Raw genomic sequence first — 25,100 nt, 5'->3', positions numbered from 1 at the left:
AGACCATTGAAAGGAAAAAATATGCCGCGGAAAATCATCCCCCAGAATCTTTTACCGACTCGTTTTCGCCTTCGCATGGATGCCTTAGGAGAAAAAAGCATCCATGTATTAACTTCCAACTGGTGGGGCGAAGCGAACTATGTCGCCAAGCAATTAGCCCAAAGCTCATCTATGAATGCGAAAACGGGGTTTTTAAATCAGGCGGTGACTGCCCTTTCCCCAGTACTGGTTCATGGTTTTAGAAAAACCAGTGTGTATCCTCAGCCCCCTTTATATCAGATGCTCGCTCTCAGTCAATATCCGGGTGAAAATCTGGTTAATTCACTTGCTCGCCATTGGGCTGATATCTGGTTGAATACTTCGTTCCCAAATGTACTACCATCAACCATAAAAAAAAGTTCCGAAAAATTGTATGACCTGATTAATTATTCCCAACAGAGGTGGGTTGAAACAACTGTGTCCGAAGCTTTGAGTGATGGGAGGAATAACCTGCGTTATTCAGCGTTACCTAGCCTCATTGCATCACAATTCGTGGCAGGTGGCCAATCATCATTTTTTGACAGAGAAATTAAGTGGGGGCTGATCCAACAAGATGATAATGGCCTGGCAGTGGTAAGCGAACCTCAGAGATCTGAACATGGACACACATTCGCGTACATGATTCGGTTCGCGCTTCAATACCAACCCGGAAGTAAAGAGCCATGGATCCATACTTTCATCTCCTGCCAACGATATATGGACAAGCCATTGGTTTCAGGCAACAAAGACCGAAATGCTACGATTCTATTACGATGCAAACAGCCATTAAATCCCGCATGGAGTGATCAAAACACTACCCTTGTTCGCCTTCCAGTGCTAAACACCCCGACCAAATCATCCACAAGAATAGCCCCGCCAAAGTTTTTAGATGGTTTCCATTCGCTCCTCGACCGCGCCCAAGCTCGGGAGATAGAACAAGACCCATCAAAAATATTTAATGAACCTTTGCGGTATCAAAATCCAAGTGAGGACAACTACTTTGTGCTTTATGCCGAAGGATATGAACCCGATCATCCACTCGGCAGTGGGTTTGGCGCTAAAGAGAGAACGGAAATATATCGGATTATTGAAAAAAGGCTCAGTTCTATTCTTGAACCAGGATGTGCGATGAAGCTTTACAAAGGCGCTTTTGAATCAAAAGCATTGGCCCCGTGGAAAAACACTGAAAAGAAAAGTCCAATTGATCCGAATTTGAGACACGAGGCGCGGATTAATGCCTTCTTGGCATCATCCCAGGGTCGGAAAACGAACATCGTTCTTGCTTCATACGCCCCAGAAATGGCTAAATCGATGAAATATTTCGTGGAGCAGCGCCATTTTATATTTACAGAAAATGATACGTGGCCGGCCCAAGTGTGCTTAATCGAGGTCACCATTCCGGACCATTTATTCAAACCGCTGGAAATCCAACAAAGAGAAGGCCAGAAGAAATCAGAAAGCCGAGTTGAAGCAGAACAACGCTTATCTCTCGAATGGCAAAAATATTTGCATCAATTCAGAAGCACTGAAAACGAGAAGGTATTCGCGTGGATTGAAATTCCGGAAACAAGTGATTACCTTTCCCCTCACGACGCCATCAGAATGGCTTGCGTCAAAGAAGGCATTCTGTCCCAAATGATCAAGCCGCTTAAGTCAAATTATGAACGCCTTACCAATATGGGCCGATACAATACGAACCCAAAGGCCAACTACGATTTCGGCCGGCTGTATAACGCCTGCAGCGACCTTATACTTAGGCAGGCCGGCGTGACCAGCGGCAATCACTTGGATGGGCTTAAAAGCGATTATATTTCTGCTGGCTTTTCGACAAAAACGGCTGATGATTTAGCGATAATCGGCATTACCATGTTCCGAAATAATCAAGATTTTTTCCGCGGGCGAGGAAACGTAAGCATCCCCGTAGCCGTCCGCATCTTGGCTAATGGTTGTGTTGAGGCGAAAATCCCATCGGTTTGTAATAACTGGGTAGATTATTATCAGGCAGCCATCCTTCTGGGAAATGCATTTATCCAAAATCGAAGAAAAGCGTCATTCGAAATTGAAGCCCCAGTCTTTGAAAATTTTCTACAGGTTTTGCTTGCAGAGCATCGTGAAATTCCAACCCTTTTAATTGTAGATGCTTATAAATTGCGAACCATTTGGAATTACTTAAAGGTTGATAAATTAGACCAAGGGCTAATCATGGTTGGCAGCGAATCATTTGAACCGTATTCGTTTGCGAACATGAATGTTGTTTGGCTCAGACAGCATGGTGACGGAGAAACGCCACAATATGTAGCTACCGATGAAACATCCTGGGCCGAGGCTGATGACGCAGATAGAGTTGCCCAATCAAGCCTTTATGTCGACAATGACGCTGGGGGAAAGCTACAGCATTACTTTTCAATTGGACGTCTGGATAACAACAACAAAGCTGATCAACAAGCAATGCGCTTTGATGGAGGCGGGAAAATGTATTTCAGGAACCAACAAATGATCGAGATGGTTCCTGTCATGGGAAATGATCCAATTGCGTCAATCGCAATCACTCACATTCTGCGATCGTCACCTGCCTGGAGCACTGGGAATACCCTTCTTCCTTATCCGATTCACCTCGCGAATACGCTCGTCGAAGACATGTTGCCTCTTTTGGGAATAGATGATATAGCTGAAACGGACAACTAGATTTAAGGCAAACGAATCAAGATCGTTTGCCTTAAATCTATGTTTGCAAAAAAACTACACTTAATTGTAAGATTTCATAATTGGATTCATTAAAAAAGAAATAGCTGAGTGAGGGGGGCACCCAACTATTTCTTGAATTATTATAGAACAAATATTTCATTTGTCAATGGTAGAAAATTGATATTTGCATTTTTATTTTGTTCAAACACATGGCGGTTCGCTAATATTACTGAAATTATGTTACGCCATTTTCTGAAAATCACATAATTTCAATGTTATAAGAGTGCTACTGAACCGGCCTAAACTTACATCCATAAGTTGCCGGCTTCCCAAGCATAGTCCAGGATAGTCGTTCAACTGTGCTCCACCAAATCCCAGGGACCTCATACCACCGAGCGCTGGCGACCCCCTTAGGAATATCCGGATCCGGTGCAGTCCCGCGAGCGAGAAAGCCATCGGGGTGAATTCCAACCTCTGTGTAAACAGCGGAATAGATGGGTCCAAGAGCTGCCAGAGACAAAATCATCCCCCATCCACACTGAGAAGGTTTGACCGTCTTGGCCGCATCAATACGATCGCTCATAAACTCAAAGTAGGTCATCCCTTTTGGAGCCTGCGGCACATTCATTGGTTGGTTACCTTTATAAGCCACAAAAAGGATACTGGAACAAATCGCCAGGATAACCATTGTTTTGATCGCAGTTCCCAACAGTTTAAACAACATTCCGATCACTTTCATTTTTATCCTCTCCTCCCGAATCAACGTGGTATTGGTCTTCCACTCGATTCCCTTCCCTTAAAACCCGGTTGAAACGAATCTCTTCCCGGTACATTCGATCCAATGCTACTTCGATCACATCACTTTCACTGCGTCCCATCAGGGTTGCCATGGATGTTAATTGCTGAATTCCCTCATGGCTTAATCGAAATGACCGGACCGGCTTTTTTGCTGAATTTGTTTTAGGCATACACATCTTCCTTGTCGACAGGATATCTATACTGTAATACTCTAGTAAACTCTTGTCAAGATGGTAGGTCGACATTTCCCTATTTAACATCGATCACTTTCCCCCTGGGATACCCATTTTGATCTTGTTATGATGAGATTAGCAATAAAAAGACAAATCGGTCGCTGATTAATTGTCAGTCTGTTCAAACGATCCTTGGAGCGACCACCTGAGGCCCTTCTTTTTTCTATCCCTGTGGGTGCGGGAAAAGAAACGGTCGCATGTGGTCGCTCTTAATTTAACCAACCCAAGAAACTCGTCCCCCGGGAAAGGAGAAAAGATTGAAAGAAATCCCCATTTCAAAACGCAACATCATCGTTGCCATTATTCTGGCTGTAGTCATCGCTCTGGGAATCATAGCGATCCAGGCGCTGCCACTGTATAACGGATCCCAACCTTCGGTTTCCAACCAGGAAGACAATCTGGCGTCAAAAGCGGCTGTCTCTGCATTGCAAGCGTTCTTCCATGTGAATTACCGGAATGAAAAGGAGACCTGGCTCAACGATGTGTGTGCCGAGAGTACTCCAACCGGATGCCAGCTTATTACCGCCGGAGCCGATGCGATGTGGAGCAAATTCCAGGAAGGAAAGGCCGATGTCACCGCAACCGTCACTTCTCAGGAAAAGGTCGCGGAAACAGCCACTGAACAAGTATGGAAGATGTTGGTTGCACTCTCGGCCCCCTTGCCTGGCAGTAACAAGATCCAGGACACAGCTTATGTGGTCGTGGTCAAAACGGATAACGGCTGGAAGTTCGACCGTTTTTTGTTGGAGCCCGAAATAAAAGCGATTCTCGCTCGCCAGGCAATGACGGTTACGCCTGTCAAGGAAGGTAAATAACTGTGAAGAAATTTATCCTGGTATTGACCCTTTTGGCATTACTGATTCCTTCAGCGGTGCATGCCCAGGAACAGAACCCCTGGGGTGAGGTATTTGATAGCAACGGCAATTTGCGCTCAGACCTGACCGACCTGGGTGTAACGACAGAACACCCGGATTGGATGTCCGTTGATCTCCCGTTCGGTCAGTCGCTGAATTTAAACGCGGATTACCACCGCTACCAGACTGCCAATGGCAATATCGTTGTTTTGCCTTCTGCATCAACCCTTTTCTTCATGGCGATGAACCCCCAGGAGAGTGGATTGGCCAACTCGGTTGGAATGATGGGTAACGGTTATGGTGGGTTGATTACTTTCTTGGGCGCGGTGGCCGGGAATAACATCGACTGGGGTCGGCTGTCCGCAGAACATCCGGAATACAAAAGTCCGGATCAGTTCTGGGGGGCAGTCTTAAATGGGCAGCAGGATGTGTGGACATATTTTTCCGGCTGGGGTTTTATCACCACCCTGCTCCAGATGTCCTGGAACGATACAGCTCTGCGTACAGCATACCTGATGTATTTGAATGGCGCTCAAAACTGCGCCTCCATTCCTGGCGGTTGTTCAGGGGTGGTCACTCCAACGCTGCCCCAGCCGAAGATTTGCCCTGACCCAACCGTGTCCATTCAGCAGCCGACCATATCCATCCAAAAAACTGCACCCAGCAATCCTTTAGTGGTCGGGCAGGACACTGAGAACCGGCGCGGCGCTGATGTCATTGCAAAGGTATCCATTCCACCGGTCATCTTTACCTGGCATGAACCAATCTACGAAGACAGAGAGGTGTGTGAACCATCTACTGTGGTCGGTGGGGTGCCTGTTTGTAGAACCGAATCGTTCTTTAAAGAATGCCGGGAGCATGTGGAACACCTGCCGGATGCCGTCGCATCCCTGCAGGCAACCGCGGCATTGGACGCAGCCAGTCAAGCCTGGATCACGAGCAAATTAGGACAAACCCATTACGGCGCTTATGTCCACCAGGCCAATTTCACCCTGATCCCCGGATTGGGCTCGTGGAGCGGAGGGTGTGATGGCGGCGGGACTTGCACGGCAACCGGTCAGGCATTAAAAGTCCCCTTTGCGGATCCTGGAACTTTCAACTTGCGCCTGAATGTTGTCACAACCGGCACCCGATTTATGGGAATCTCCATCACGCAACCAAGACAGTTAAGCGCAGATGGAACCCTTCAGGTTTATGTGACTTTACCCGCCCTGGTGCCATAGGAAGGTCATCGTGCAGATTGTATGGATCGTAGCTGGGATTATTCTGACGCTTTATCTGGTCGCCTTGACGGTTATTTACCTTTTTTTGGTAATCGGCTTGTGGTGTCCAAAGGATGATTATTACGAGTAAAGAGGGAGCCGTTTATTATGACCGATTATTTTGTCGTCTTTGGCGATTTTCTAATGGCGCTGCCGACTTATTTACTGAACGGTGTCCTGGCTACGGTCTATTGGCTTGGAGAGTCGGGCGCTGCCCTGGTCAGTATTCTCTGTGCAGCGTTGATGATTCGGTTTGTTGACCAACGTGTGCAATCCAGAGCAACTTTCCGCCCCGGTCGGGGTGGAAGAGAGTCGTTATCATCCGACCTCTATACCGCCCAAATTACCACAGGGATTGTTGCTTGTCTGTGGGTGATCAGTCAATGGGGAATGGGTGCGCCTGTACCCTGGATTGGAGCTGCCATGTGGCTGGCCGGCACAATTATTGTCCTTCTGGTGCGGATGCAAGAGCATACCCTGTTATGGAATGTGAAATCCGGAATATCCATTTACGCTCTGGCAGTGATCGGCAGCCGGTTGTATCTGGCCTATACAGCTCAGCTTTCCGCCGACCAATGGGCAGCTTTGATCGGGACATCCGAAAGCGCGGCTTCCGTGATTGCCAATACCCGCGGCAATGTGACCACCATCATCCTTTGGGCTTTGTGGTTGGTGATCCCGTTGGGATATTTCGCCATGTTGCTGCAACAGGTTTTGATCAACCCGATGTCATTGGTCAGTCCATTAGCTGGAGCCAGTGAATTGATTGACCGTTACCGGACAAGGAGATAGGGAAGCAAATGAAACCAGCGCACTCCCTGGTGGGCTTGTTTGATTTGTTACTCTACCTTTTTTGGTGAGAGTCTTTTGAACGTAGGGCATATTTGCAAACGTCAGATTTTATTTCAACGATTGGAGGTCAAAATGTCACAACTCATGGATATCCTTTGTGGACCTGCTTTGGGAGTGGTCTTTATGATCTTCCTTCTGGCAGGCGTCATCATCGTCACTGCATTTGCAGCGTTGATTGCGCAAATGAGTCTCCTGCTCAGGTTGAAACCCTGGAACACTTCCGAAAAGAGTTTCGCCGGGCAAGCCTCAGATGAGCGATCCACTGAAAAAAGCACACCTCAACGCGCAACCGCTCCGGGTCGTCAACGCTCACCACAGGTGGTGGTTATTGAGCCAAATTCAAATGAAGTGGTTGATGCAATCTGGTGGCAAGAAGTGCAGTGAAATTAAGAATCCAGGCTTGTGGAGATTGGCTTAGTCGCCCATCTCCCTTGCCTCGTGAGTTCACCAGCAAAGCGTTGGCGGGCCGACGAGGCAAAAAAAGGAACCTATGGCGAATATTATTGATCAACTGACTGACAAAATTCCCTGGCTGCGGACAAAAAATGGTCTGAGCATTCCCAATGACCTGGAAGTTCATGGCACCGAGTTACTGTTTAACGACAGGAATGAACTCGACTACCTGCTATTCCAGGTGATTGAGCGCGAAGGGGGGAAAGAATACATAGGATATCGAGCCGTCCGACTCCTGCAGCTTCGATATATTTCCCTGGAAGCGCGCCGGGATGCGGGTCTGCTGCAGAAAATGAGAACCGTTTTGCGTGGTCTGTATGGCGCTCAGGTCGACCTGGTATATTTGGCCGCCGGCGTTTTTAACAATCCCAAAGTTGGGATTGTGCAATGTTACGGGGTTTCAGCTTTTTCCAGGAATAAAGAAGAGGCTATTATCCGCTCCTTAAAAAATCTGTCCGCTATGCGGGCCGGATTGCTGGGTGCATATCGCCAGATACGACTTGAACCGCTATCCACGGATGTCGCCCAATGGTTAGCCAGGTCATTGGAGCAAATGCCTTACGCCATTGTGGCTGTCGGACACCCTGATCCGCGTGAGAATGCCCGTGGGGGAGACTCCTCTATGCGGGATCCACTGACATCCGGCAATCAGGGCGCACAGCAATATTCGCTTCAACAAAATGAACTGCTTTTTCGCGGAATGAGCAGCCTGGAAGAGGAATTTCTCCTGATGCTGTTGGCCAGCCATGTGCGGCTGGATGACATTACCCGGATGTTATCCGGTTTGCTTGAGGATACGTCCGTCTATGCTTCGCGCCAATTGGGAACACGAGCGGCTTCTTTTGGAGTCAGTTTACCGGCCATCCTGACCGGTGGGCTGGCGGAAAATGCATCCCGTTCTTATGGCACCAATCATTCCTCCGGAGTTACCCAGGGGGAAGCTGCTACGGATGGAACGGCCAACTCCCAGGGGCAGGCCCACACCGAGGGTCACGCCAGCACACGCGGTTGGGCGCATACCGTTGGCGTTTCCGAAACCGATACCACTGGCACATCTTCGACAGTTGGTACAGCAATCAGCCACGGAACCGCTCATACCGAAGGAACAGCGGTGACGGATGGAACGTCCCACACCGATTCGTCAGGCGTAGCCGTGTCGCATACGGATAGCTCGTCTTATGGCGTGAACGGCGGATTAGGAGGCAGCATTGCCCCTGCAGGCGTCGGGGTGTCCGCCAACGTGGGCGGCAATGCCAGTTGGGGATCGGCAGATGGCGTATCCAATAGCAGCGGCGTCGCGGACTCGACCATGCACTCGGTAACCTCCAGCCAATCCGATACCGTTTCTCAAAGCACCACCCAAAGCCAATCCAATACAACCTCGCAAAGCCACTCCACGACCAATTCAGAAGCCTGGACGACCTCGGGTGCTGAGACCGATTCGGTGGCTGACACCAATAGCACATCCGCCACTCAGAGCCATGCGGACACCAAAAGCACGGCTCGATCCGAAGCGGATGCGGTGGGCTTGGGACAAACCATTGGGCGGGGGATTAGCGCAGGAATGAGTGTGGGGGTAGCGCCATCTTTTTCACTTTCCAACGCATATCAGTGGCAGGATGATCCCTATATTTTATTGGTCGACATCATGCGTACGCAGCGCAAGCTTTTGGATATCGCCAGTCGGGAAGGTGCTTTTTATACCGATTTATATGCGCTGGCCCGCACGGAGCAGGGTGTACAGGCGTTAATGGGGCTTATTCCAGAAGCTTTTCATGGCACGGAAGATGTGGTGGCCGGTGTTCAGACGCGCACGCTCACCAGCGAGGAGCAGGCTTACATTGGCTTGCACGCTCGGGCCTTTACGCCCTCCACGCGCATTGAGACCATTCCTGAGGCGATGAGCGGTTATGCCGATTCAACCCTCCTGACCATGCTCCAGGTAGCAGCCTACACGGCTCCCGGAACCTTTGAGCAGGGAGTTGCCTTAACCACCCAGGAGGAAACGCCTTCTTTTGCTTTTTATCCGGACATGCCGGGCAATATCACCCTGGCCAGGCAGTGGTCGACTGAAACAGGGCTGTTGACCGATACTTTTCTAAAATTATCTCCGGACCGGCATTTTCACACCGCCTTTGTCGGCGACACGGGGTTTGGAAAATCCATTGCCGCCGAACGCCTGGCGTATGAAACCACTCGGTTCTGGCATTATCGCACCATTGTACTGGACTTTGGCCAGGGCTGGCGAAAGGCGCTGAACTGGCCTGGCATCGGCGCGAATGGTTCCGAGGATGGGCAGAGTCACGTAGATATCCGCCAGCTCTACCCCGGTTCGCCGCGCCCGCTGCGCTGGAATATTCTCCAGGTTCCACGACGAATTGAACCGGGCCGTTATCGCAGCATGATCGCAGAACTGTTCGCCAACGCTGGACGCATGGGAGCCAGACAACTGGGTTTTATGCGCCGGGCATTAACCGAGTTATACCTCGAGGCCGGTGTGTTGACAGGGGATCCCAAGCTGCAAAATGGTCCCTTGGGACATTTGCAAAATGAGTACGAAGTGCAGGTTGTTCGGAATGCCCGTCAACAACCCCCCGGGGAACTTCCAGACACGTTGCATCCCGGTACGCTTCTGGAGTCGCTCTCACCTTTGGAATTGCAGGCGCTGGCAGTGTATCGCAGCAAACAACTGGATGTCTCCAAATGGGTGGACCGGCTGAGAACCTACAAGGAAAAGTTGGAACGCGACCAGGTCAGCCGCACCAGCCTGGAGGGAGTCTTGTTGCGCCTGGAACAGTTTTCTGAAGGACATATGGCCCGCCAATATGGCCCCTGTGAAAGTGGCGTCGGCGTCGAAGACCTCGGGTTGATGGGCGATCCCGCCAACCCCTGGGGCATTACCGTCATTGAAGGCGGCGCTGAAATGGACGAATACCCCAAGGCAGCCTTGCTCTCTTTGTTGGCCAGTATTTTGTATTCAGACGCGGTTGCCCGCCGGCGTGAAATGCTGGATGGTAAACATTTTCCGCCCATGCAAATCTTTTTTGAAGAGGCCAACAAGGTGTTAACCGGCGTATCCGGTGGGGCAGCTTCCGATCAGGGCTCAGGCGAGTCGGGCAATCCGGTCAGTCATCTTTTCCAGGCTATGTGGCGGGATGGGCGTAAGTACAGCATCTTTTTACACCTGATGGCTCAGACCGTGAGCGAGTTGCCCTCAGGTATTCTCTCCTCCTGTGCCAACGTGTTTGTATTCCAGACCAAAGATCCAAAAGACCGGGATTTGATCCTGCCTCACCTGGGACGCTCCGAGAAAGGTTTGGTCAACACAGAATATAAACGCTACCTGGCGCGTATCCCGAGAACATATGCAATTGCCAAGTTGGGATACAGCGACGATGTGCTCTGGCTGGAGCCGGTATTGGTGCGCCCAATGATCATCCGCTGTAGTGAACCCTCTGATTTGGATATCGTTCAGGAATTGGGGGCGGTCTCACTGGAACGCTCCGCGTCCGATATCCTGGCCTCTCATCCATCCCTTTGACGCCTCCTTCAAGGCGTTCCGAATCAATTTTGTAAAACAAGGAGAAAAGAAAAACTATGCAACCCAAAAAACGTTCACCTTTAACCGCGATTGTGCTGGCCGTCGTCATTGGTTTACTGGTAATTGCCCTTTTGAACGGGGTGATCCGACCGACCCAGGTGGTGGTCGCAAAGGTTTCGATTGCGCCAGGGACGATCTTGACCGATTCCCTGGTCGAACTGCGCACCATTCCGATGGGCGCCAAGCCGTCCGATGCCGCCACGCGCATTGAGGATGTCAACGGGAAAATGTTGGCTGTGGGGCGCGCCCCTGGTGACTTCATCGTCACTTCTGTGCTGGGAGAAATCGCCGGTGCGGGTATCCCGGCTGAACTTCCCGAAGGACACGTTGCCTTGGCGATTCACGTGGATATGGCCAGCGGTGTTGCCGGCTTGCTGCGCCCCGGTCAAACGGTTACGGTTATTGGCATGATCGCTCCTGATATTCTCAAGGAAAACACGACCAACGTTATTTCCGCTCCGATTGAACAATTTATGTCGCCGACCCTGTCGCTTACCCCGATGACACAAGCGACTGTCACACCGACGCCAACCCCCACGCCGGCTGCGCCATCATCCCCTCTGGCTCGTCTGGCGATCACCGGGTTACGGGTCCTGATGGTTCCCCAATCTTTCCGTTATGAAGAAGTCCCTGCCGGCGCAAGCGAAGATCAATTGTATTCTTCCGCGCGCACCACCATGTCTGCTCAGGAAGGCAGTGTGATCGTCCTTGATGTCCCCACAGGATTGATCGAAGTCACCCCTGGATTCAAAGTCGATCCGGCCACCCTGCTTTCAGCACTGGACCAGTATGGACTGATCCACCTGGCGTTGGAACCAACCAAGGGATTGGGATTGGATGTCTCCGATGTGCTGACCCTCAATCTGGGCGAATTGTATAAAGAGATGAACGAATATCGGAAAAAGTAGGTCATCATGAGCGATAACGCTTACCAAACCAACAAGGTAACAGTCATGCTGGCGGGGGCCGGACACGAGGTGGTCTACTATCAGATGCAGCCGCCGTTATTGGCCGACCAACGGTTCATGATCTCGGGGCATGCGGCGCAGTGGTCCATGTTTGAAACCAACTTGAACAATTTGCGCCCTGACCTGGTAATTGTTCAAACCGATATCGCCCCGGATCCGGACACCCTGATCCGCGCCTTGCAGAAAATCTCAGCCTGGAGCGGGATTGCGATTGTCGTGTTGCCACTGGCGCATAAGGATTTTCAGGGAGCGTTTGGTAAGGTAGACACCGTGCGCGGGATCTTTGTGGCCCCGGTCAACTGGACCGAGATTGTCCAGGCCGCATACGGCGCGGCAATCACTGCCCGAGCCAAACTCAATCAGGCAGCGCCAATGCAGCAAAACGTTTCTGGCTTTTCGCCGGGCGGCGCATCCGCCTACATCACCGGTACCAAACGAATTGCGGTGTTATCCCATGCGGGTGGGGCTGGCTGTTCAACCATTGCCGAAAATCTGGCTTACGAATTATCTGTCCGGCTCAGCGTAAAAACCTTGCTGGTTTCCATGGGACTACCGCCGGCCGCTGCTCCTCATCTGCGATTACGCTATCTGCCCAACCTGACCGAGTACTTTGACCGTCCTGGAAAAGCCACCTTTCAGGCGGCCATTCAACGGCGGGAGAACCTGGAGGTCCTGTTGGCCCCAGAATCTTCCCTGGATTATATGCGGATACTAGAGAACTCCAATCACGGGACTGGGGAAGGCAGTATCAACGGGATGTTGATCGACTCCGAAGATGGCCGCTATGCGTCGATTGTGATGGATGTGCCTTCATCGGAGGATTTGTGGATGGCGCACTCGATCATCTTCGCCAATTATGCCTTGATCGTCGCCCGACCTACCCTGGCAGACCTGGCCGCCGTCCGGCACACCCTGAGCCTGCTGCTCTCCGGCCTGAAAAGTGAAAAACGCCTGGCGCGTGAATCGATCTATCTGGTACTCAACCAGTTCACCGATCGCAGCGGGTTTACCCCGCGCAGTTTCCAGGAGGAATTATCCAAAACCCTGGGTTGGGCGCCGCCTCTGGCCGCGATTGTGCCCTATGATCCCGGAGTTCCGCAAGCACAGGATGATGGCACACCTCCGGTGACACGTGGGGATGAATTTGCAAAGGGTATCCGGGCGATTGTCAACACGTTGTTCCCATCCGTCGGGAATACAATCAGCAGCTCAAACGAACATAAAAGCGTCCTGCGCTTGCCCAAAATTCGTTTTACTTAATCCATAGCGTCGCTTCTTGGCGCTTTTCAAAGAGGAGATCATTTTATATGCCAGGTATTTTAGGGTTATATGATGCGCCGGCAAACGACATTGTTTTAGACGAAGTTACCCGCAGCGCAGTTTTCAACGAAGTCATTGACCAGATCAACCAGGAATTCCAGCCTGCTGTGTTGCAAAGCCCCAGTGAAACAGATCGGCGGCGAATCCGGGAACGGGTCGAAGCCCTGATTGCCGCGGCTTTAAGGAAACGGAACTGCCGGCCAGGTGTGCAACAAGAAGGACTTCTCTCAGAAGAACTCACCCGGCGGATCTTGGGATTAGGGTTTCTGGATATGCTATTACCACCGGCGCGCACGGATATCTCGGAAATTACGATTTACTCCAGCGGGTTAGTGCAGATCATGCGCAAAGGATCGGTGCGTTGGGAAACGATTGACCTGCGACCGGAAGCCGGAGAGATTTGGCGCGTACTGGATCGGTTGATCGGCCCCCAAAATAAAACCCTGAACGAAACCAATCCGAGCATCAACGCCAAGCTGCCGGCGACGAAAGATAATCCGGGCGGTGGCCGTATCAAGGCTTTGCATCCGGTGATTGCTCCTCCGGGAAGAAACCCATCCATTAACATCCGTCTATATGAGCAAAAGCCGGTTAAACCAGAATGGTTGCTGGAACGCGGGGTGATGAACCCCGATATGATGGATATCCTTCAGCAGGCGATGGAGCAGGGCCGGCGCATCCTGATTTCAGGTGGCACCCGCACTGGCAAGACCACTTTACTCAGCGCTCTATGCAATTTCCTGCCACCAGCCTGGCGTATCGTGAAGATTGAAGATCCGGAGGAAATTTGGGTCGACCGCCCAACCGTTCAGACCGTAGAAGCTCGCCCACAAGCAGTAGGCACAGAGGTAAAACCCTATACCCTGGCAGATGGGGTGGATGACGCCATGCGCATGTCCCCTGATTACCTGGTCATCGGCGAAGTACGCGATGGAATGGCAGCCATGAGCTTATTTCGGGCCTTGATGACCGGTCACAGTGGAGCCTGCACCTTCCACGCGGACAGCCCGCGTGAAGCCGCCCGCCGGCTGGCGACCGTGATGGGAGCAGATGCGGGGGTGAAACCGCATGAAGCCAATCAAATGATTTCTGATGCAGTGGATTTGTTGGTACAGATCGGCATCCGGCATGAAGTTCGCCGGGTGGTAGCGATTTCAAATGTGGCCAAGGACTTGAAGAATGGCGATGTGTTCTTCGAACCGATTTATCGCTACTTAGAGGAATCGTCTGCAACAGAGCCATGTTGGGAGAAATTGGGCGAGTTATCGTAAAAATGTTGTTTTCGGAAAAATAGAGTCTGATACGATTTTCGCAAATTGTCAATAAAGCATAAAAAGTGATGATTTGCGAAAATTGTAGATACAATGTTCATTATAAAGACGAAAGAGTAAAATAGAGGGCAATTTCTACCTCTATGGTTGAAAATCGATTTTATCAATTTGGAGAGGATGTTTATCGCAAACAACGAACTGATAATTACCCCTGATATCTGGATCATTTCAGATACCCATTTCTTCCACGAAAATATCGGAAGATACTGTAACCGCCCCGAGAACTGGCAAGACTTGATTATCAATAATTGGAATAATCTGATTGCTCCGGATGAACAGGTGCTTCATCTAGGGGATTTTGCACTTGGAAAAAAGATGAATTTTGAACTTCTCACTGGAAGTTTAAATGGGAAATTATTTTTGATTCGTGGAAACCACGATCGGTTGAGTAAGACTTATTGTGAGGCACATGCTGTAACTTTGCTGAATGAGCCATTGCATGTTGATTATTACGATCGCGTAAAGCTTGTTTTTTCTCACCGCCCTATTATTCCCTTACCTGATGACCTCATCAATCTCCACGGTCACATACACAACGTGCCTCCACCCCCTGAAGGCTCCAACCTGGGACCACGGCATCTTAATATGAGCGTTGAGGTCAGGGAATACCGTCCCTGGAGATTACAGGACATAATAAAGCACTTGATATAGATTTTTGTAATGGCGGATTCCTATTGTAATTTTCGTTATCATAATTCAAATTTCGATGATGGATACTTTGAAATTAATCGTAGACAGCATAATGGAAATCAACCCGGAAGATAAGTTAAACAAGATTTTCAGTTGACTTTTTTGCTGTTTTGATCAATAATTAGGTTAATTAACCTAAAGGTCAGTTAACCTAAAATGAACTATTTTTACCCTTCCGACCAACAAGCTCTTTTCACCAACCGCCGTCAAGAACTGGCTACCCTGGATCATTACCATCGTAGTCTGAATAACGGGCCGGTGGAACATGTCGCGCTGTTTGGACTGCGCCGAATTGGAAAAACGCTTTTATTGAAAGAGTTCATGCGCCAACTGAGCGCGTCGACTCCTGAAGAAAAGCCTGTATTCCTTGATTTTTCTGTGATTTGCAGCTCACCAGAAAATTTTACCCTGGGCTTTATCGGCTCAATTTGTTACTGGTTGCTGGAAGAAGGGAAAAGCGATCCTGAACCATTTCTGAATCCAGCCACACTGGGAACAGCTATCTTAAGAGCAGGCGGTGATAAGCTCTATGAAGAGATCCAACCCATCCTGCAAGAACTGCAGCGGGCTCGCCCGGATCGCCAGGCATTGTTGCGTCAGGCTTTTCGATTTCCTCGGCAAGCCGCAACTACTTTGGACAAAAAACTTGTTTTGATTTGTGATGAATTTCAAGAAATCCGCACCCTTGAGAATTATCCAAATAGTCAAAATGTAGTCGCTCTGTTGCGCGCTGAACTGCAATCTCAAAGCGCGGTGCAATATATTCTGGCCGGTTCTGCCATCAGTGTTCTGGCGGGATTGTTATCCAATCCCGATAGCCCTTTATTCGCCCAGTTTACACGGATTTCCGTTGAACCGTTTGATCGCGAGAGCACCCAGGAATTGGCCAATAAGCTCTTGTCTGAGCCTTTGGAACCGGATTTGTATCCCCTGCTGCACGCTCTCACCGGTGGGCATCCTTTTTACATCACTGCAGTTGCCAGGCGTGTGAGTTATCTGCTGGATGTGGTTCAGCGGCTTCCATCTCCGGATGTCATCAAACAAGCTTTCCTGGTGGAGACTCTCTCCCCTGGGGGTCGGATCTATGATTTTTGTCAGTATGTTTATGATCTCTCCTTGCAAAAAGCCAAAGGATATGGCGCATTAAAATCGGTGTTACAGATCCTGGCGCAAGAGGAAGGGCTTTCTGCATCCGATGTTGCCCGTCAGTTGCGCGTCACTTCTGGCAGCGCCAGCGATTATCTGCGCTGGTTATGTGAGGTCGACTTGGTGGTTGAAAAAGATCAGGCGTATTACTTCCGTGATCCAGTACTGCGCTTTTGGGTGGGGAACGTGATCAAAGGGATCGAGGTGAGCCTAACTGCCGAACCGATGGATCTCAAGGGGTTGATACACCGCCTGGATCAACAATTTCAACGGGTCTCCGAAGAATTGGGGGATGCGAAAGAAAGTACGGTCCGTGAGTTGATGCGCCAGTTCAACGGACAGGTTGTCTCTAATGAGGTTTTTCATACACCAGGCGTGGTAACCTTACCGATTTTCAAGGATGTAAAGGATGAGGTTTCACCGGATGGACAAATCGAACTGGACGCAGTGGGTGAGGGTCAAGAACGCTGGGTAGTTGAAGTAAAATGGCGCAACAAGCGAGCAGGGATTAAGGAACTTCAAAAACTTCATACCCATGCCCAAGCACGAAAAGCCCGAGCCTGGTTTGTTTCCAGATCGGGCTTTTCAGCGGATGCCATTCAATATGCGATTGAGAATGATATTTTCATAACCGATAAAGACAGATTGGAAATTTTACGCAAACAAATCTTATAAAATAAACCCAACGGATGATTAAAAACATTTTTAGGGCGCTGGAAAAATGGAATGGTCTCTTCCCCCCTGGGATTGGCCGGACCCGTTTGTTATACTCGTTTTAGAATAACAACCGAATATCCTTATCCATAATCGTCAGCCGGACAAATCCTTCTGGAATCAGAGATTGTCCGGCTTTTTTAATTTAATTCACCCAAACAGGGTGAGACAGGAGGATCAATGACCCTATTAATCCCCGTAGTGGGATTGTTATGCACCACCTTGGTGCTCTTATTGTGGTATCCAAAGCCAACCCGAACCGGTAAACTGGCAGATCTTTACACCGTTGATTCAGCCCGGACGTTATCATCTCTCGACCAGAAAACTCTGGATTACAAACTGCTCGCAGCCGGTTTGCCGATAAAACCCGTCACGTTTCGACTGCTTTGCGTGGCCGCCGGAATTGGCGGCGCTGTGATTACCTGGTTATTTTTACCGGGATTACCGGCGATTGTGGTGGGGGGAATTGTTTTCTACGTTCCGAATGCCTGGTTGGATGACCGGGTAAAAAGCCGTGGGCGCAAGATTGATCAATTGCTACCGATCGGCATCGGCCGAATCGCCGCTGGACTTCTGGCGGGTGGCTCCGTTCCCGACGTGCTTCAGCAAGTCGGCGAATCTTTGGAAATCGAAAAGACCAACCCACTCACTCCTGAGTTTGTGCTGACAGCTTCAGAAATGCGCATCAAGGATCGCGTAGAAGCCCTGCGCGGTTTGGCTTCTCGCAGCCCATCCGTCTCCCTTGCCAACCTGGCTCAACTGTTGGAAGGATATACCGAGGCTGGCGGACGTGCGTATACCGGTGTTTTGATGGATATTTCGATGCGGGTTCAACAGATTCTGATTGCTAGGAATCGCGCCCAGGCCAAAGCTGGAGATTCTCTGGTTTCAGCCAAAGTTCTTCCGGCCGTTTTGGTTTTGATTCTGGTTTATCTTAGCCAGGATCCCATGGTGCGCGCCTCGCTCAATGCCATTCCCGTACAAATTGTGATCGGGGTGACGATGGCCGCTATGGTATTTGGATATGTCATCATTCGCTCTATGATTATGGAGGCTGTGTAGATGACCGCTTTGATTTACCTGACCGGAATTGCTGTATTTGCCCTGGTGATTTACCTGACCCTCGAATTGGCCCCGGCAACACCGACTGGTCGTCTGGCAGAAACTCTGACGCCTGCCGATGGGGTGGTTTTGACAGGTTGGCGCAGATCCCTTTCACCCTTGGATAAGCCGGTTTCTAAATGTACGCCGGCTGGCTTGCTGCGTCAAACGCGCGCCGATTTGTATTGGGCGCAAATTGGCGATCGCTGGAATGATTGGAACGAGGTTCAGTTCACTTCTTTGCGAGTGGCTCTGGCCGTTGCAGGGTTTGGGCTTGGCATGGTTGCCACTGGTGAACCGGTATTTGCGCTGATTGGTGGTTTGGTTGGCTTCCAATACCCGGCAATGGCGATGGGGGGGATTGCCCGGCGGTATCGCCGGCAGTTCATTGCTCAGCTCCCCGAATATGTTCAGTTGGTTTCAGCCCAGATGTCGGCCAATGTATCCATGGATGAAGCCCTGCGGCGTACTTCTCAGGCGCAGAGCCTGGCAGGGAAGTGGATGCGACGGGTGCTGCAGATGGCACAAGGCCGTGATCTGATTGAGCAGATGCAGCGTGAAGCCCAAGAGGCGCATTTACCTGAACTGATCGGTATGTCGGTCCAACTGGAATTCATCCGGCGCGGCACAGCCCAACAGGAACTGATGGGGCAATTGGCTACCAGTATTGCAGCGGATTATATTGGCAGCGCCGAACAACGTGCTGAAAAGGTAGGATCGGAATTGGTGATCCCCATGGTCGTTTTTTATTTCCTTCCTTTCCTGGTAACCCTACTGGCAGTAATTGGGTGGCCGATTGTTCAAAATATGGGTGGGATGTAATGGCAATCAACATCCTCCATTTCCTTCGGGAGCGTTCCGGTCATTTGCGGGATCTGGCAGGTTTTGCCTTTTTTGCTTTTGCCGCATTGGTGTCAATTGCCGCAGCATGGGAGCATCCCTCCCTTTTAGCCTGGTTATATGCCGCCCATAATTGTTTGCTGGCGTTCTTTTACGCCAGGCGGCAACCAGCAAAAAGTTATGATCGCACCGGTTTATGGCTAGGGATGATCGCTGCGTTTTTACCAACTTTTTCAACATCAGCTGCTGGAATCATTCCCGTTGGGGGTTGGTTCTTGTTGGTCCCAGCATTGGCTGGTTATGGATTGATTCTTTGGTCATTATTCACGCTGGGATCTCGTTTTGGAATCGCTCCTGCAGATCGCGGATTGACCTGTCAGGGACCCTATCGCCTTCTGCGCCACCCGATGTATCTGGGAGAGCTTGTCTTTCGTGTGGCGATGGTATTTTGCTCTCCCAACGTGCTGTTCGCGGGATTGATGGCCTTAACTCTGGTAGGTATCCAGTGTTGGCGCATTGTTCGAGAAGAAAAGATGATTGAAGGATACGCCTGTTACACCCGCATCGTTCCCTGGCGGTTAGTGCCCGGGCTCTGGTGAGGCAATCATGCGCCAATTCTCTAATACCCTTTTCGGGTTGGCTTTAAGCAGTGCGCTGCTGATGAAATCCTTTGCCATCCAGGATGAACTGGTTGGATTGGCAGTTTTTAGTGTCCTGCTATCTGCCATTCTGACCAATTTCATGTGGATCCGCTCGATAGGGATTGCAGGTATTAGCGGTCTATCTCTGGTTTATATGAAATTAGGGGGAAGCTCTCTTCCAGGGACAATTCTGACCGTCATAACAGCAGTTTTATTATCTTCTGCAGTTCTTTTGGCAATATTTGCGGATTTATCCAATTCAAAACAAGGAGAAAAAAAAACAGGATGAAGTTTAAATTATCAGATTTGTTGAAAACGAATACAGAACCATCCCTGGTGGTCCTTCTCGGCGCGGAAAAACCCAATCAGAATGTGCTGGATGTGCTTTCAAAAAATAGTGATCTCATCGTGCGTGAGGCATTCACCACACGAGGCGTTCTGCAAGATTTGCCCGGCGTTCACCTGGTAATCCTTGATGAACTCATTTCCCTGGCTGACACATCGACTGAAGTCCTGCATCGTGCGCTTGAAATGAGCGGTATCCCGATGGTTTCTCAGGAAGGGTTTTTAGCTGACCCGAATGAATGGTTGGGGCGCGCTCGCCTGACCAATGCAAAGCGGATTTCATTCTTGCCAGCTCGCCAGATCAACCTGGTGAACTGGTCGGGCGGAGTCGGCAAAACTACCCTGGCAATGGCAATTTGTAAACGATTTGTTCAGCGTACCGGGTTGCCGGCCGCCTTGCTTGAGCTCAGTATGGGCGGCAGCGCTTTGCATGCCCGCATCACACCCGATTTACCTGAATTTTTCAGCATCGCTACTCATAAAGAAGAGCCTGCACTCTGGTATGGTGTTAGCCTCTATCCAATGGATGGACGCACTATCGATGTGTTGTGGGGTGAAGATCCGGAAGGGGTGCGAAAGGTACTGGCAGAGATTCGTCGGAAGCACACATTGTTCGTGGTGGATTGTTTTCCAGGGCACCCTCTTTTTCCAGAACTATCGAAACCTATGTCAGGGTTGGTTAACCTGGTTGTAACTTCCCCGCGAGATGACTCGATTTTGCAGGCCAGACGCTTAATGAACGAGGTTTCCGAACCTTCTCACCTGGTGTTAAATATGACCAAATCATTGGCTGATCGAACTGAAACAGGTGTATCCGTTGTACTTCCCTACAACGAAACCTGGGCACAATCCTCTGATCCACGCCTGGCTGATCCAATACTGGAACTGGTCTATAAGGGTTGGAAAACGAAGGGGAAATAACCCAATATCCACACCTTCACCTAAAACTTATTCACTTATAGGATACTGTATCCTTAAATCGAAAACACCTGCACCCTCGAATAATTCGTTCAGTTATAGATGAATACAGGCAAGTTGATGACACAACCGACAGTAACCCGGCAGTTCGTAGAGTCGCAAGTGAGGTTTGACCAGAAGTAAAAAGATGATGGTGCTGGAACAAGGTATAAAGTGGCCACCTTGCCTGATGTGGTAAAGGTGGCCAAAATAACGTTCTCAATTAGCTTTGTCTTCTGTCGTTAGCTATGTGTTGAATTCTGAATCAGCACTTCTGCTGGAATACCTAGCCCCGCATTTAATTTACGGATCATCGCCAGGGTCAATGGTCGCTTTCGGCTTAAAACTTCGGAAACCCGTCCACTCGGTCCGATGAATTGCTCTAGATCGTGCCGGTCTAATCCGCGGCTTTCCATATAATACTTGATCGCCTCAACCGGATCAGGCGGCAGGATGGGGTATTGCTTTTCCTCATAAGCTTCAACCAATGTAAAGAGCACCTCGAAACGGTCCCCGTCCGGTGTGCCAGGTTCGGATCCCCACAACCGTTCGACTTCAGCCAGGGCTGCTTCATAATCTGTTTCGGTTCGAATTGGTTTTATTTCCATAGACATAATCCTCAAATCTAGATGCTGGTCGCATCAATCCGGTCATATTCCGCATGGGTGCCCACAAACCGGATGAACATCTTCCCTTGGGAGTATTCAACTACCACGATCAACCGGTAGGTATTGCCTTTAATGTTGAATACAACCCGGTTGTTGGAAAGGATACTGACGCTGCGATAGATCTCTTTGATTTCTGCCGGCGAATTCCAACTGGCTTTTTTCGTTTCTGTGTACCAAGCCCGCAGCGGTTGTTCAGCATCTGGATGGACTTCCCAGAATTCAACGAGACGGCGACGTGAGATGATCCGCATAATTTATTATAACACTTTTCTCCCAATTTGGGAGATTTTCCACCAATACCTTGGCTGAATAGGGCAACAGTAAAATGTATTTGGAGTCATTATTGATATTCGGTATGATGTAAAAATACGAGAGGGAAAGGTCTATACCAGATCTAAAAACACTTCGGGCTTTTGTTCTGCAATCCGCAACAATGCTTCTGCCGGGCCGCTGGGTTTACGCCGGCCTTGCTCCCAGTCTTGAACGGTTCGTAAGCTAACGCCCATCAAACCTGCAAATGCAGACTGAGACAAATTAAGTTTGGCACGAATCACCTGCGGGGATGCTGGTTCTTTTAACGAATGGGTGCGTAAGTCCCCACGACTTGCTTTGAACGCTTTAATCTCTTGGATTCCATCCAGTATTTCCTGACCAATATCCCGTTTAGACATTTTGTATTTCCTCTGCAATCTTCCGCAAGATATGAGCTGGTATATTTCTATAAAATGATTATCCGGCATTGCCGTATATAAATCAATGCTTTTCGAAGGAATATTAACGTTTGCTTCCCCCTGGGATAAGGCATCCCAGATTGCTAGACTGATAGTAGAAAACAGCCGAATATCTATTATTCATTCAATCGTTGGCCGGACAGAACCTTCTGGGTATCTTGTTCGGCTTTTTATTTAATCCACTAAAGGAGAAGTCATGAACCGCATCACCCAATTCATTATTGGTTTGATCGCTATCGCACTGGCTTTGGGAGCCGGGTTTTATGGGAGAACCCTGTATCTCAAAGAAGTCTCCACTTACCAGGTGCCTGTCCCGGTCAATGCAATCCCCGCCTACACTATCCTCAATCCAGAACTATTCCAGATGCGTGAAATGCCACGCACAATGGAATCTTTGCCATATTACCAATCGATCCAGGCCTTAGATGGAATGATCAGCGCAGTTCCATTGCCGGCAGGGTTGCCCATCGCGCAGGCAAATGCTGTACCGGTTGCGCAATTCCGTTTGGCGGATGCTGGTTTTGAAGTAATTTCTATCCCCGTTGAACCGGTATCCGCAGTGGGCGGCCAGATCCGGATTGGAGAACACGTCAATCTTTATCAGGTGTCAGAGGAAGCTGCTGCCCCCGGTAACACAGATCCAAAAGCGAATAATCAAACCGGGTTCAAGGTTGAACTCATCGCCGGCAGTATCCTGGTTGTGGATGTGCGGAATGCACAAGGCGTAGCTGCTGAAACAAGTCAAAAAAGTGACAGTAATTCGACTTTCAACAGCAGCCCACAGACTGAGCAGGTTCAAATTCTGACATTGGCGGTTAAGCCAGAAGCGGTTAATGACATCCTGAATGCGGTCGCAAACGCCAAAAAACAAGGAGGCCTATTGTGGACGACACTCGCAACCCCTTAAACACGGCATTACAACCGCCACAAGTACATCCCCTCAATCAGAACGACCTGAAATTGATCGAACGAGTTCGTGAAGAACTGGTTAAACGAGGGATTAATCCCCCTTCCTGGCGTGAATCCGATCCGGACAAACGGCGTCGCTTTTTTGATGAAGTTCGCTCGATCCTTATCGACCAGGGTGAAACACGAAGTGTGCTGCGCGATCGGACAGCGGTTAACCGTAACGCTCAAATGATCACAGATGCTTTGTCCGGGGTAGGCTTACTCGATCAACTTCTCCGTGATCCTTATGTGGAAGAGATCTTTGTTCGCAATGGGTACGTAGCGGTCGAATATGATGGAACTTTTCACCACCTGGGAAAACTGGCGGATGATAGTTATTTTGAAAATCTTGCCGTGCATGTAGCCGATCAAGGCGGCGCTACCCTGCGCGGTGACCGTCCGGCGGTGCTGATCGACTTACCCGGCGGCGAACGCTTCACCGCCATCGTCCCGCGCCTTTCAACCGAAGGGACCGCGATAAATATCCGTACTTTTGGCAGGCGGGTGCGAACCCTGGAAGAAATGGAAAAGACCGGAACTTTCGCCAGACGTAATCTCTCGTTATCCGGATCGCTGGATGACATCGCCGACCCTGAACAACAATGCCGTATCCAGGGTTTGCAAAATACCCCTGATCGTTTTCTAGCCTGGTTGGTGGCTACCCTTTCTGGAAGCCTGATGATTGCTGGTGAAATGGGATCCGGGAAAACGACTCTGTTGAATGCTTTGTCTGGATTTTTACCAACAACTGCACCCTTAGCCGCCCTGGAAACTTTTCGAGAGTTGGAAATCCAACATCCTTTTTTGCTGCGAGCTGTCGCTCCTGCCGAGCTTCCACCGGGAACCCCAGGGGTTTCGTTGGACTGGGTATTGAACGTGATCTATACCCGCATGAATCCGGCCGCCATCCTGGTAGGGGAAGTGGTAGGCCCTGAAGCATTACAGTTCCTGAAAGCCACTTGCCTGGGACGAAAAGCACTCACCACCATCCACGGTGGAACGGTTGAAGAAGCCTTGATGCGCCTGGAACAGCTTGCATTGGCTTCCGCGCCCGAATTAGGGTTGGCCGCTGTCCGTTCCATGGTAGCGATGGGGTTGGATGTGGTTGCTTTGATGGGAAGGGTGAATCAATCCGGACGAGTTCAGCGCACCTTGCAAGCAATTGCCGTGATTCAGGGATTGGACGAACGTGGAAATTATCGTTTGAATTATTTGTATCGCGCTGAAGGCGAGCGGAGCATGCCGGTTTTTGAAGAAGCATTTCAAAGTATGGAGGAATTGGCATGAACCGGGTGAGTAAAAAGCTTTTATTGATCATGTTAGCGGTACTTATTCTGACTGGGATCATCATAGGACTGAGCCAACTTAATCGATTGGCGCCTGTCGACCCTGTCCCTACCCCAATCGAAGTGGCTGATGATCTTCTCCGGGGCAACCAGAAAATTGATAACGAGTTACGTACCGCACCCTGGCAAGGGCTGCGTTACATCAGGGAGCAAAAAGAATGGCGCTTCTATGGGGTTGCTGGAGAAACCAGACAGATCGACTTGATAGATCCAATCAGCCTGGTGAAAGTTTACTTTCTCGAATCAGACGGCGACATCAGTTACACCTGGGTCACGACCGAAATCCAATTTCCAGGTAAACCGGTCTTCAAAACAGCCAGCGAAGCCATACAAGAAGGCCAATTGGTTGCAGTGCAACTCAAAGGCGAATATGTCAACCAGAATGGCGTATTTTGGGAAGATTGCGATTCGGATTATTGTCACCTGGCTCAGATGATTGACACCATCCTGGTGTTGGACGACCAGGGAACCGGTATCTCCAATGGTTTCATTCGCTACGGCTGGGAGCCGCCGACATACCCTATGTATGGTTTTCTGTGTTGGCAGATTGAACCGGCAACATCCCCGAAAATGCTCGTTTCATCTTTGAATTAAGGTG

Annotated in this window: 24 protein-coding genes; 19 read left to right on the top strand and 5 right to left on the bottom strand. The window is 49.9% G+C overall.

Annotated features, from left to right (window positions below; translation table 11 throughout):
- The first annotated feature begins 21 nt into the window (after positions 1 to 21).
- Entirely contained in the window at positions 22 to 2,703 is a 2,682-nt protein-coding gene (locus LTAR_RS10725) for an RNaseH domain-containing protein (RefSeq protein WP_062422242.1), read from the top strand.
- Positions 2,704 to 2,989: 286 nt separating this feature from the next.
- Here the strand turns inward: LTAR_RS10725 and LTAR_RS10720 are convergent, their stop codons facing one another.
- Together LTAR_RS10720 and LTAR_RS10715 are read right to left on the bottom strand one after the other, a co-directional pair.
- On the bottom strand, positions 2,990 to 3,442 hold the full coding sequence (locus tag LTAR_RS10720; protein WP_062531991.1) for a hypothetical protein: 453 nt from the start codon (positions 3,440 to 3,442) through the stop codon (positions 2,990 to 2,992).
- Positions 3,417 to 3,671 carry a ribbon-helix-helix domain-containing protein gene (locus LTAR_RS10715; protein WP_062422240.1) on the bottom strand — a complete coding sequence of 85 codons (255 nt, stop codon included), beginning with the start codon at positions 3,669 to 3,671 and terminating at the stop codon, positions 3,417 to 3,419. Before LTAR_RS10715 ends, LTAR_RS10720 begins: the two co-directional genes overlap by 26 nt.
- 320 nt (positions 3,672 to 3,991) lie before the next feature.
- Between LTAR_RS10715 and LTAR_RS10710 the strand changes: the two genes are divergently transcribed.
- The 15 genes from LTAR_RS10710 (at position 3,992) to LTAR_RS10640 (ending at position 20,773) form a co-directional block, all read left to right on the top strand.
- Positions 3,992 to 4,549, top strand: a complete 558-nt coding sequence (locus LTAR_RS10710) for a hypothetical protein (RefSeq protein ID WP_062422239.1) — start codon at positions 3,992 to 3,994, stop codon at positions 4,547 to 4,549.
- A gap of 2 nt (positions 4,550 to 4,551) precedes the next feature.
- Positions 4,552 to 5,811, top strand: a complete 1,260-nt coding sequence (locus LTAR_RS10705; protein WP_062422238.1) for a hypothetical protein — start codon at positions 4,552 to 4,554, stop codon at positions 5,809 to 5,811.
- A 147-nt stretch (positions 5,812 to 5,958) separates the two neighbouring features.
- Positions 5,959 to 6,642: a hypothetical protein gene (locus LTAR_RS10700; RefSeq protein ID WP_062422237.1), complete on the top strand. Its 684-nt coding sequence runs from the start codon at positions 5,959 to 5,961 to the stop codon at positions 6,640 to 6,642.
- Positions 6,643 to 6,774: 132 nt separating this feature from the next.
- On the top strand, positions 6,775 to 7,086 hold the full coding sequence (locus tag LTAR_RS10695; protein ID WP_062422236.1) for a hypothetical protein: 312 nt from the start codon (positions 6,775 to 6,777) through the stop codon (positions 7,084 to 7,086).
- A gap of 106 nt (positions 7,087 to 7,192) precedes the next feature.
- Positions 7,193 to 10,696 (top strand): serine-rich protein, encoded by a 3,504-nt coding sequence (locus tag LTAR_RS10690; protein ID WP_062422235.1) that lies wholly within the window; start codon positions 7,193 to 7,195, stop codon positions 10,694 to 10,696.
- A 56-nt stretch (positions 10,697 to 10,752) separates the two neighbouring features.
- Positions 10,753 to 11,664 carry a Flp pilus assembly protein CpaB gene (cpaB, locus tag LTAR_RS10685; RefSeq protein ID WP_062422234.1) on the top strand — a complete coding sequence of 304 codons (912 nt, stop codon included), beginning with the start codon at positions 10,753 to 10,755 and terminating at the stop codon, positions 11,662 to 11,664.
- A gap of 6 nt (positions 11,665 to 11,670) precedes the next feature.
- The gene (locus LTAR_RS10680; protein WP_062422233.1) at positions 11,671 to 12,984 is read left to right on the top strand and encodes a CpaE/TadZ family protein; all 1,314 of its coding nucleotides are present in this window, start codon (positions 11,671 to 11,673) and stop codon (positions 12,982 to 12,984) included.
- Between the two features lie 47 nt (positions 12,985 to 13,031).
- The gene (locus tag LTAR_RS10675; protein WP_062422232.1) at positions 13,032 to 14,315 is read left to right on the top strand and encodes a TadA family conjugal transfer-associated ATPase; all 1,284 of its coding nucleotides are present in this window, start codon (positions 13,032 to 13,034) and stop codon (positions 14,313 to 14,315) included.
- Between the two features lie 147 nt (positions 14,316 to 14,462).
- Positions 14,463 to 15,026: a metallophosphoesterase gene (locus LTAR_RS10670; protein WP_139044510.1), complete on the top strand. Its 564-nt coding sequence runs from the start codon at positions 14,463 to 14,465 to the stop codon at positions 15,024 to 15,026.
- 195 nt (positions 15,027 to 15,221) lie between these two features.
- Positions 15,222 to 16,886, top strand: a complete 1,665-nt coding sequence (locus tag LTAR_RS10665; protein WP_062422230.1) for an ATP-binding protein — start codon at positions 15,222 to 15,224, stop codon at positions 16,884 to 16,886.
- 219 nt (positions 16,887 to 17,105) lie between these two features.
- Positions 17,106 to 17,987 carry a type II secretion system F family protein gene (locus LTAR_RS10660; RefSeq protein WP_062422229.1) on the top strand — a complete coding sequence of 294 codons (882 nt, stop codon included), beginning with the start codon at positions 17,106 to 17,108 and terminating at the stop codon, positions 17,985 to 17,987.
- Positions 17,988 to 18,848 carry a type II secretion system F family protein gene (locus tag LTAR_RS10655; RefSeq protein WP_062422228.1) on the top strand — a complete coding sequence of 287 codons (861 nt, stop codon included), beginning with the start codon at positions 17,988 to 17,990 and terminating at the stop codon, positions 18,846 to 18,848.
- Positions 18,848 to 19,465 carry a methyltransferase family protein gene (locus LTAR_RS10650; RefSeq protein WP_062422227.1) on the top strand — a complete coding sequence of 206 codons (618 nt, stop codon included), beginning with the start codon at positions 18,848 to 18,850 and terminating at the stop codon, positions 19,463 to 19,465. Before LTAR_RS10655 ends, LTAR_RS10650 begins: the two co-directional genes overlap by 1 nt.
- A 7-nt stretch (positions 19,466 to 19,472) precedes the next feature.
- The gene (locus tag LTAR_RS10645) at positions 19,473 to 19,796 is read left to right on the top strand and encodes a hypothetical protein (protein WP_062422226.1); all 324 of its coding nucleotides are present in this window, start codon (positions 19,473 to 19,475) and stop codon (positions 19,794 to 19,796) included.
- Positions 19,793 to 20,773, top strand: a complete 981-nt coding sequence (locus LTAR_RS10640) for a CpaE/TadZ family protein (RefSeq protein WP_062422225.1) — start codon at positions 19,793 to 19,795, stop codon at positions 20,771 to 20,773. Before LTAR_RS10645 ends, LTAR_RS10640 begins: the two co-directional genes overlap by 4 nt.
- 278 nt (positions 20,774 to 21,051) lie before the next feature.
- Here LTAR_RS10640 and LTAR_RS10635 read toward each other — a convergent pair whose 3' ends face one another.
- From LTAR_RS10635 to LTAR_RS10625, 3 genes are all read right to left on the bottom strand, one after another.
- Entirely contained in the window at positions 21,052 to 21,423 is a 372-nt protein-coding gene (locus tag LTAR_RS10635) for a helix-turn-helix domain-containing protein (RefSeq protein ID WP_062422224.1), read from the bottom strand.
- A gap of 11 nt (positions 21,424 to 21,434) precedes the next feature.
- Positions 21,435 to 21,728, bottom strand: coding sequence for a type II toxin-antitoxin system HigB family toxin (locus tag LTAR_RS10630; RefSeq protein WP_062422223.1), 294 nt, complete (start codon positions 21,726 to 21,728; stop codon positions 21,435 to 21,437).
- 132 nt (positions 21,729 to 21,860) lie between these two features.
- Positions 21,861 to 22,148, bottom strand: coding sequence for a helix-turn-helix domain-containing protein (locus LTAR_RS10625; protein ID WP_062422222.1), 288 nt, complete (start codon positions 22,146 to 22,148; stop codon positions 21,861 to 21,863).
- Between the two features lie 256 nt (positions 22,149 to 22,404).
- Here LTAR_RS10625 and LTAR_RS10620 point away from each other — a divergent pair, with 256 nt between their 5' ends.
- From LTAR_RS10620 to LTAR_RS10610, 3 genes are read left to right on the top strand one after another with little or no spacing between them, the layout of a single operon-like run.
- Complete coding sequence (locus LTAR_RS10620) at positions 22,405 to 23,115, top strand: RcpC/CpaB family pilus assembly protein (protein ID WP_062422221.1); 711 nt, start codon at positions 22,405 to 22,407, stop codon at positions 23,113 to 23,115.
- Positions 23,091 to 24,443 carry an ATPase, T2SS/T4P/T4SS family gene (locus tag LTAR_RS10615; protein WP_062422220.1) on the top strand — a complete coding sequence of 451 codons (1,353 nt, stop codon included), beginning with the start codon at positions 23,091 to 23,093 and terminating at the stop codon, positions 24,441 to 24,443. Before LTAR_RS10620 ends, LTAR_RS10615 begins: the two co-directional genes overlap by 25 nt.
- Positions 24,440 to 25,096 (top strand): hypothetical protein, encoded by a 657-nt coding sequence (locus LTAR_RS10610; protein WP_062422219.1) that lies wholly within the window; start codon positions 24,440 to 24,442, stop codon positions 25,094 to 25,096. Before LTAR_RS10615 ends, LTAR_RS10610 begins: the two co-directional genes overlap by 4 nt.
- Positions 25,097 to 25,100 lie beyond the last annotated feature (4 nt).

This window comes from Leptolinea tardivitalis, assembly GCF_001050275.1.
GTDB lineage: Bacteria > Chloroflexota > Anaerolineae > Anaerolineales > Anaerolineaceae > Leptolinea > Leptolinea tardivitalis.
Note: the sequence above shows the minus strand (reverse complement) of the source record. Positions and strands in the feature narration are given on the sequence as shown.

Excerpts from the sequence above, each read along its gene's own strand:
- LTAR_RS10695 (WP_062422236.1), top strand. The coding sequence starts at position 6,775 with ATGTCACAACTCATGGATATCCTTTGTGGACCTGCTTTGGGAGTGGTC.
- LTAR_RS10630 (WP_062422223.1), bottom strand. The coding sequence starts at position 21,728 with ATGCGGATCATCTCACGTCGCCGTCTCGTTGAATTCTGGGAAGTCCAT.
- LTAR_RS10715 (WP_062422240.1), bottom strand. The coding sequence starts at position 3,671 with ATGCCTAAAACAAATTCAGCAAAAAAGCCGGTCCGGTCATTTCGATTA.
- LTAR_RS10665 (WP_062422230.1), top strand. The coding sequence starts at position 15,222 with ATGAACTATTTTTACCCTTCCGACCAACAAGCTCTTTTCACCAACCGC.
- LTAR_RS10725 (WP_062422242.1), top strand. The coding sequence starts at position 22 with ATGCCGCGGAAAATCATCCCCCAGAATCTTTTACCGACTCGTTTTCGC.
- LTAR_RS10640 (WP_062422225.1), top strand. The coding sequence starts at position 19,793 with ATGAAGTTTAAATTATCAGATTTGTTGAAAACGAATACAGAACCATCC.
- LTAR_RS10655 (WP_062422228.1), top strand. The coding sequence starts at position 17,988 with ATGACCGCTTTGATTTACCTGACCGGAATTGCTGTATTTGCCCTGGTG.
- LTAR_RS10620 (WP_062422221.1), top strand. The coding sequence starts at position 22,405 with ATGAACCGCATCACCCAATTCATTATTGGTTTGATCGCTATCGCACTG.
- LTAR_RS10660 (WP_062422229.1), top strand. The coding sequence starts at position 17,106 with ATGACCCTATTAATCCCCGTAGTGGGATTGTTATGCACCACCTTGGTG.
- LTAR_RS10610 (WP_062422219.1), top strand. The coding sequence starts at position 24,440 with ATGAACCGGGTGAGTAAAAAGCTTTTATTGATCATGTTAGCGGTACTT.
- LTAR_RS10645 (WP_062422226.1), top strand. The coding sequence starts at position 19,473 with ATGCGCCAATTCTCTAATACCCTTTTCGGGTTGGCTTTAAGCAGTGCG.
- LTAR_RS10635 (WP_062422224.1), bottom strand. The coding sequence starts at position 21,423 with ATGTCTATGGAAATAAAACCAATTCGAACCGAAACAGATTATGAAGCA.
- LTAR_RS10680 (WP_062422233.1), top strand. The coding sequence starts at position 11,671 with ATGAGCGATAACGCTTACCAAACCAACAAGGTAACAGTCATGCTGGCG.
- LTAR_RS10720 (WP_062531991.1), bottom strand. The coding sequence starts at position 3,442 with ATGAAAGTGATCGGAATGTTGTTTAAACTGTTGGGAACTGCGATCAAA.
- LTAR_RS10690 (WP_062422235.1), top strand. The coding sequence starts at position 7,193 with ATGGCGAATATTATTGATCAACTGACTGACAAAATTCCCTGGCTGCGG.
- cpaB (WP_062422234.1), top strand. The coding sequence starts at position 10,753 with ATGCAACCCAAAAAACGTTCACCTTTAACCGCGATTGTGCTGGCCGTC.
- LTAR_RS10650 (WP_062422227.1), top strand. The coding sequence starts at position 18,848 with ATGGCAATCAACATCCTCCATTTCCTTCGGGAGCGTTCCGGTCATTTG.
- LTAR_RS10675 (WP_062422232.1), top strand. The coding sequence starts at position 13,032 with ATGCCAGGTATTTTAGGGTTATATGATGCGCCGGCAAACGACATTGTT.
- LTAR_RS10625 (WP_062422222.1), bottom strand. The coding sequence starts at position 22,148 with ATGTCTAAACGGGATATTGGTCAGGAAATACTGGATGGAATCCAAGAG.
- LTAR_RS10700 (WP_062422237.1), top strand. The coding sequence starts at position 5,959 with ATGACCGATTATTTTGTCGTCTTTGGCGATTTTCTAATGGCGCTGCCG.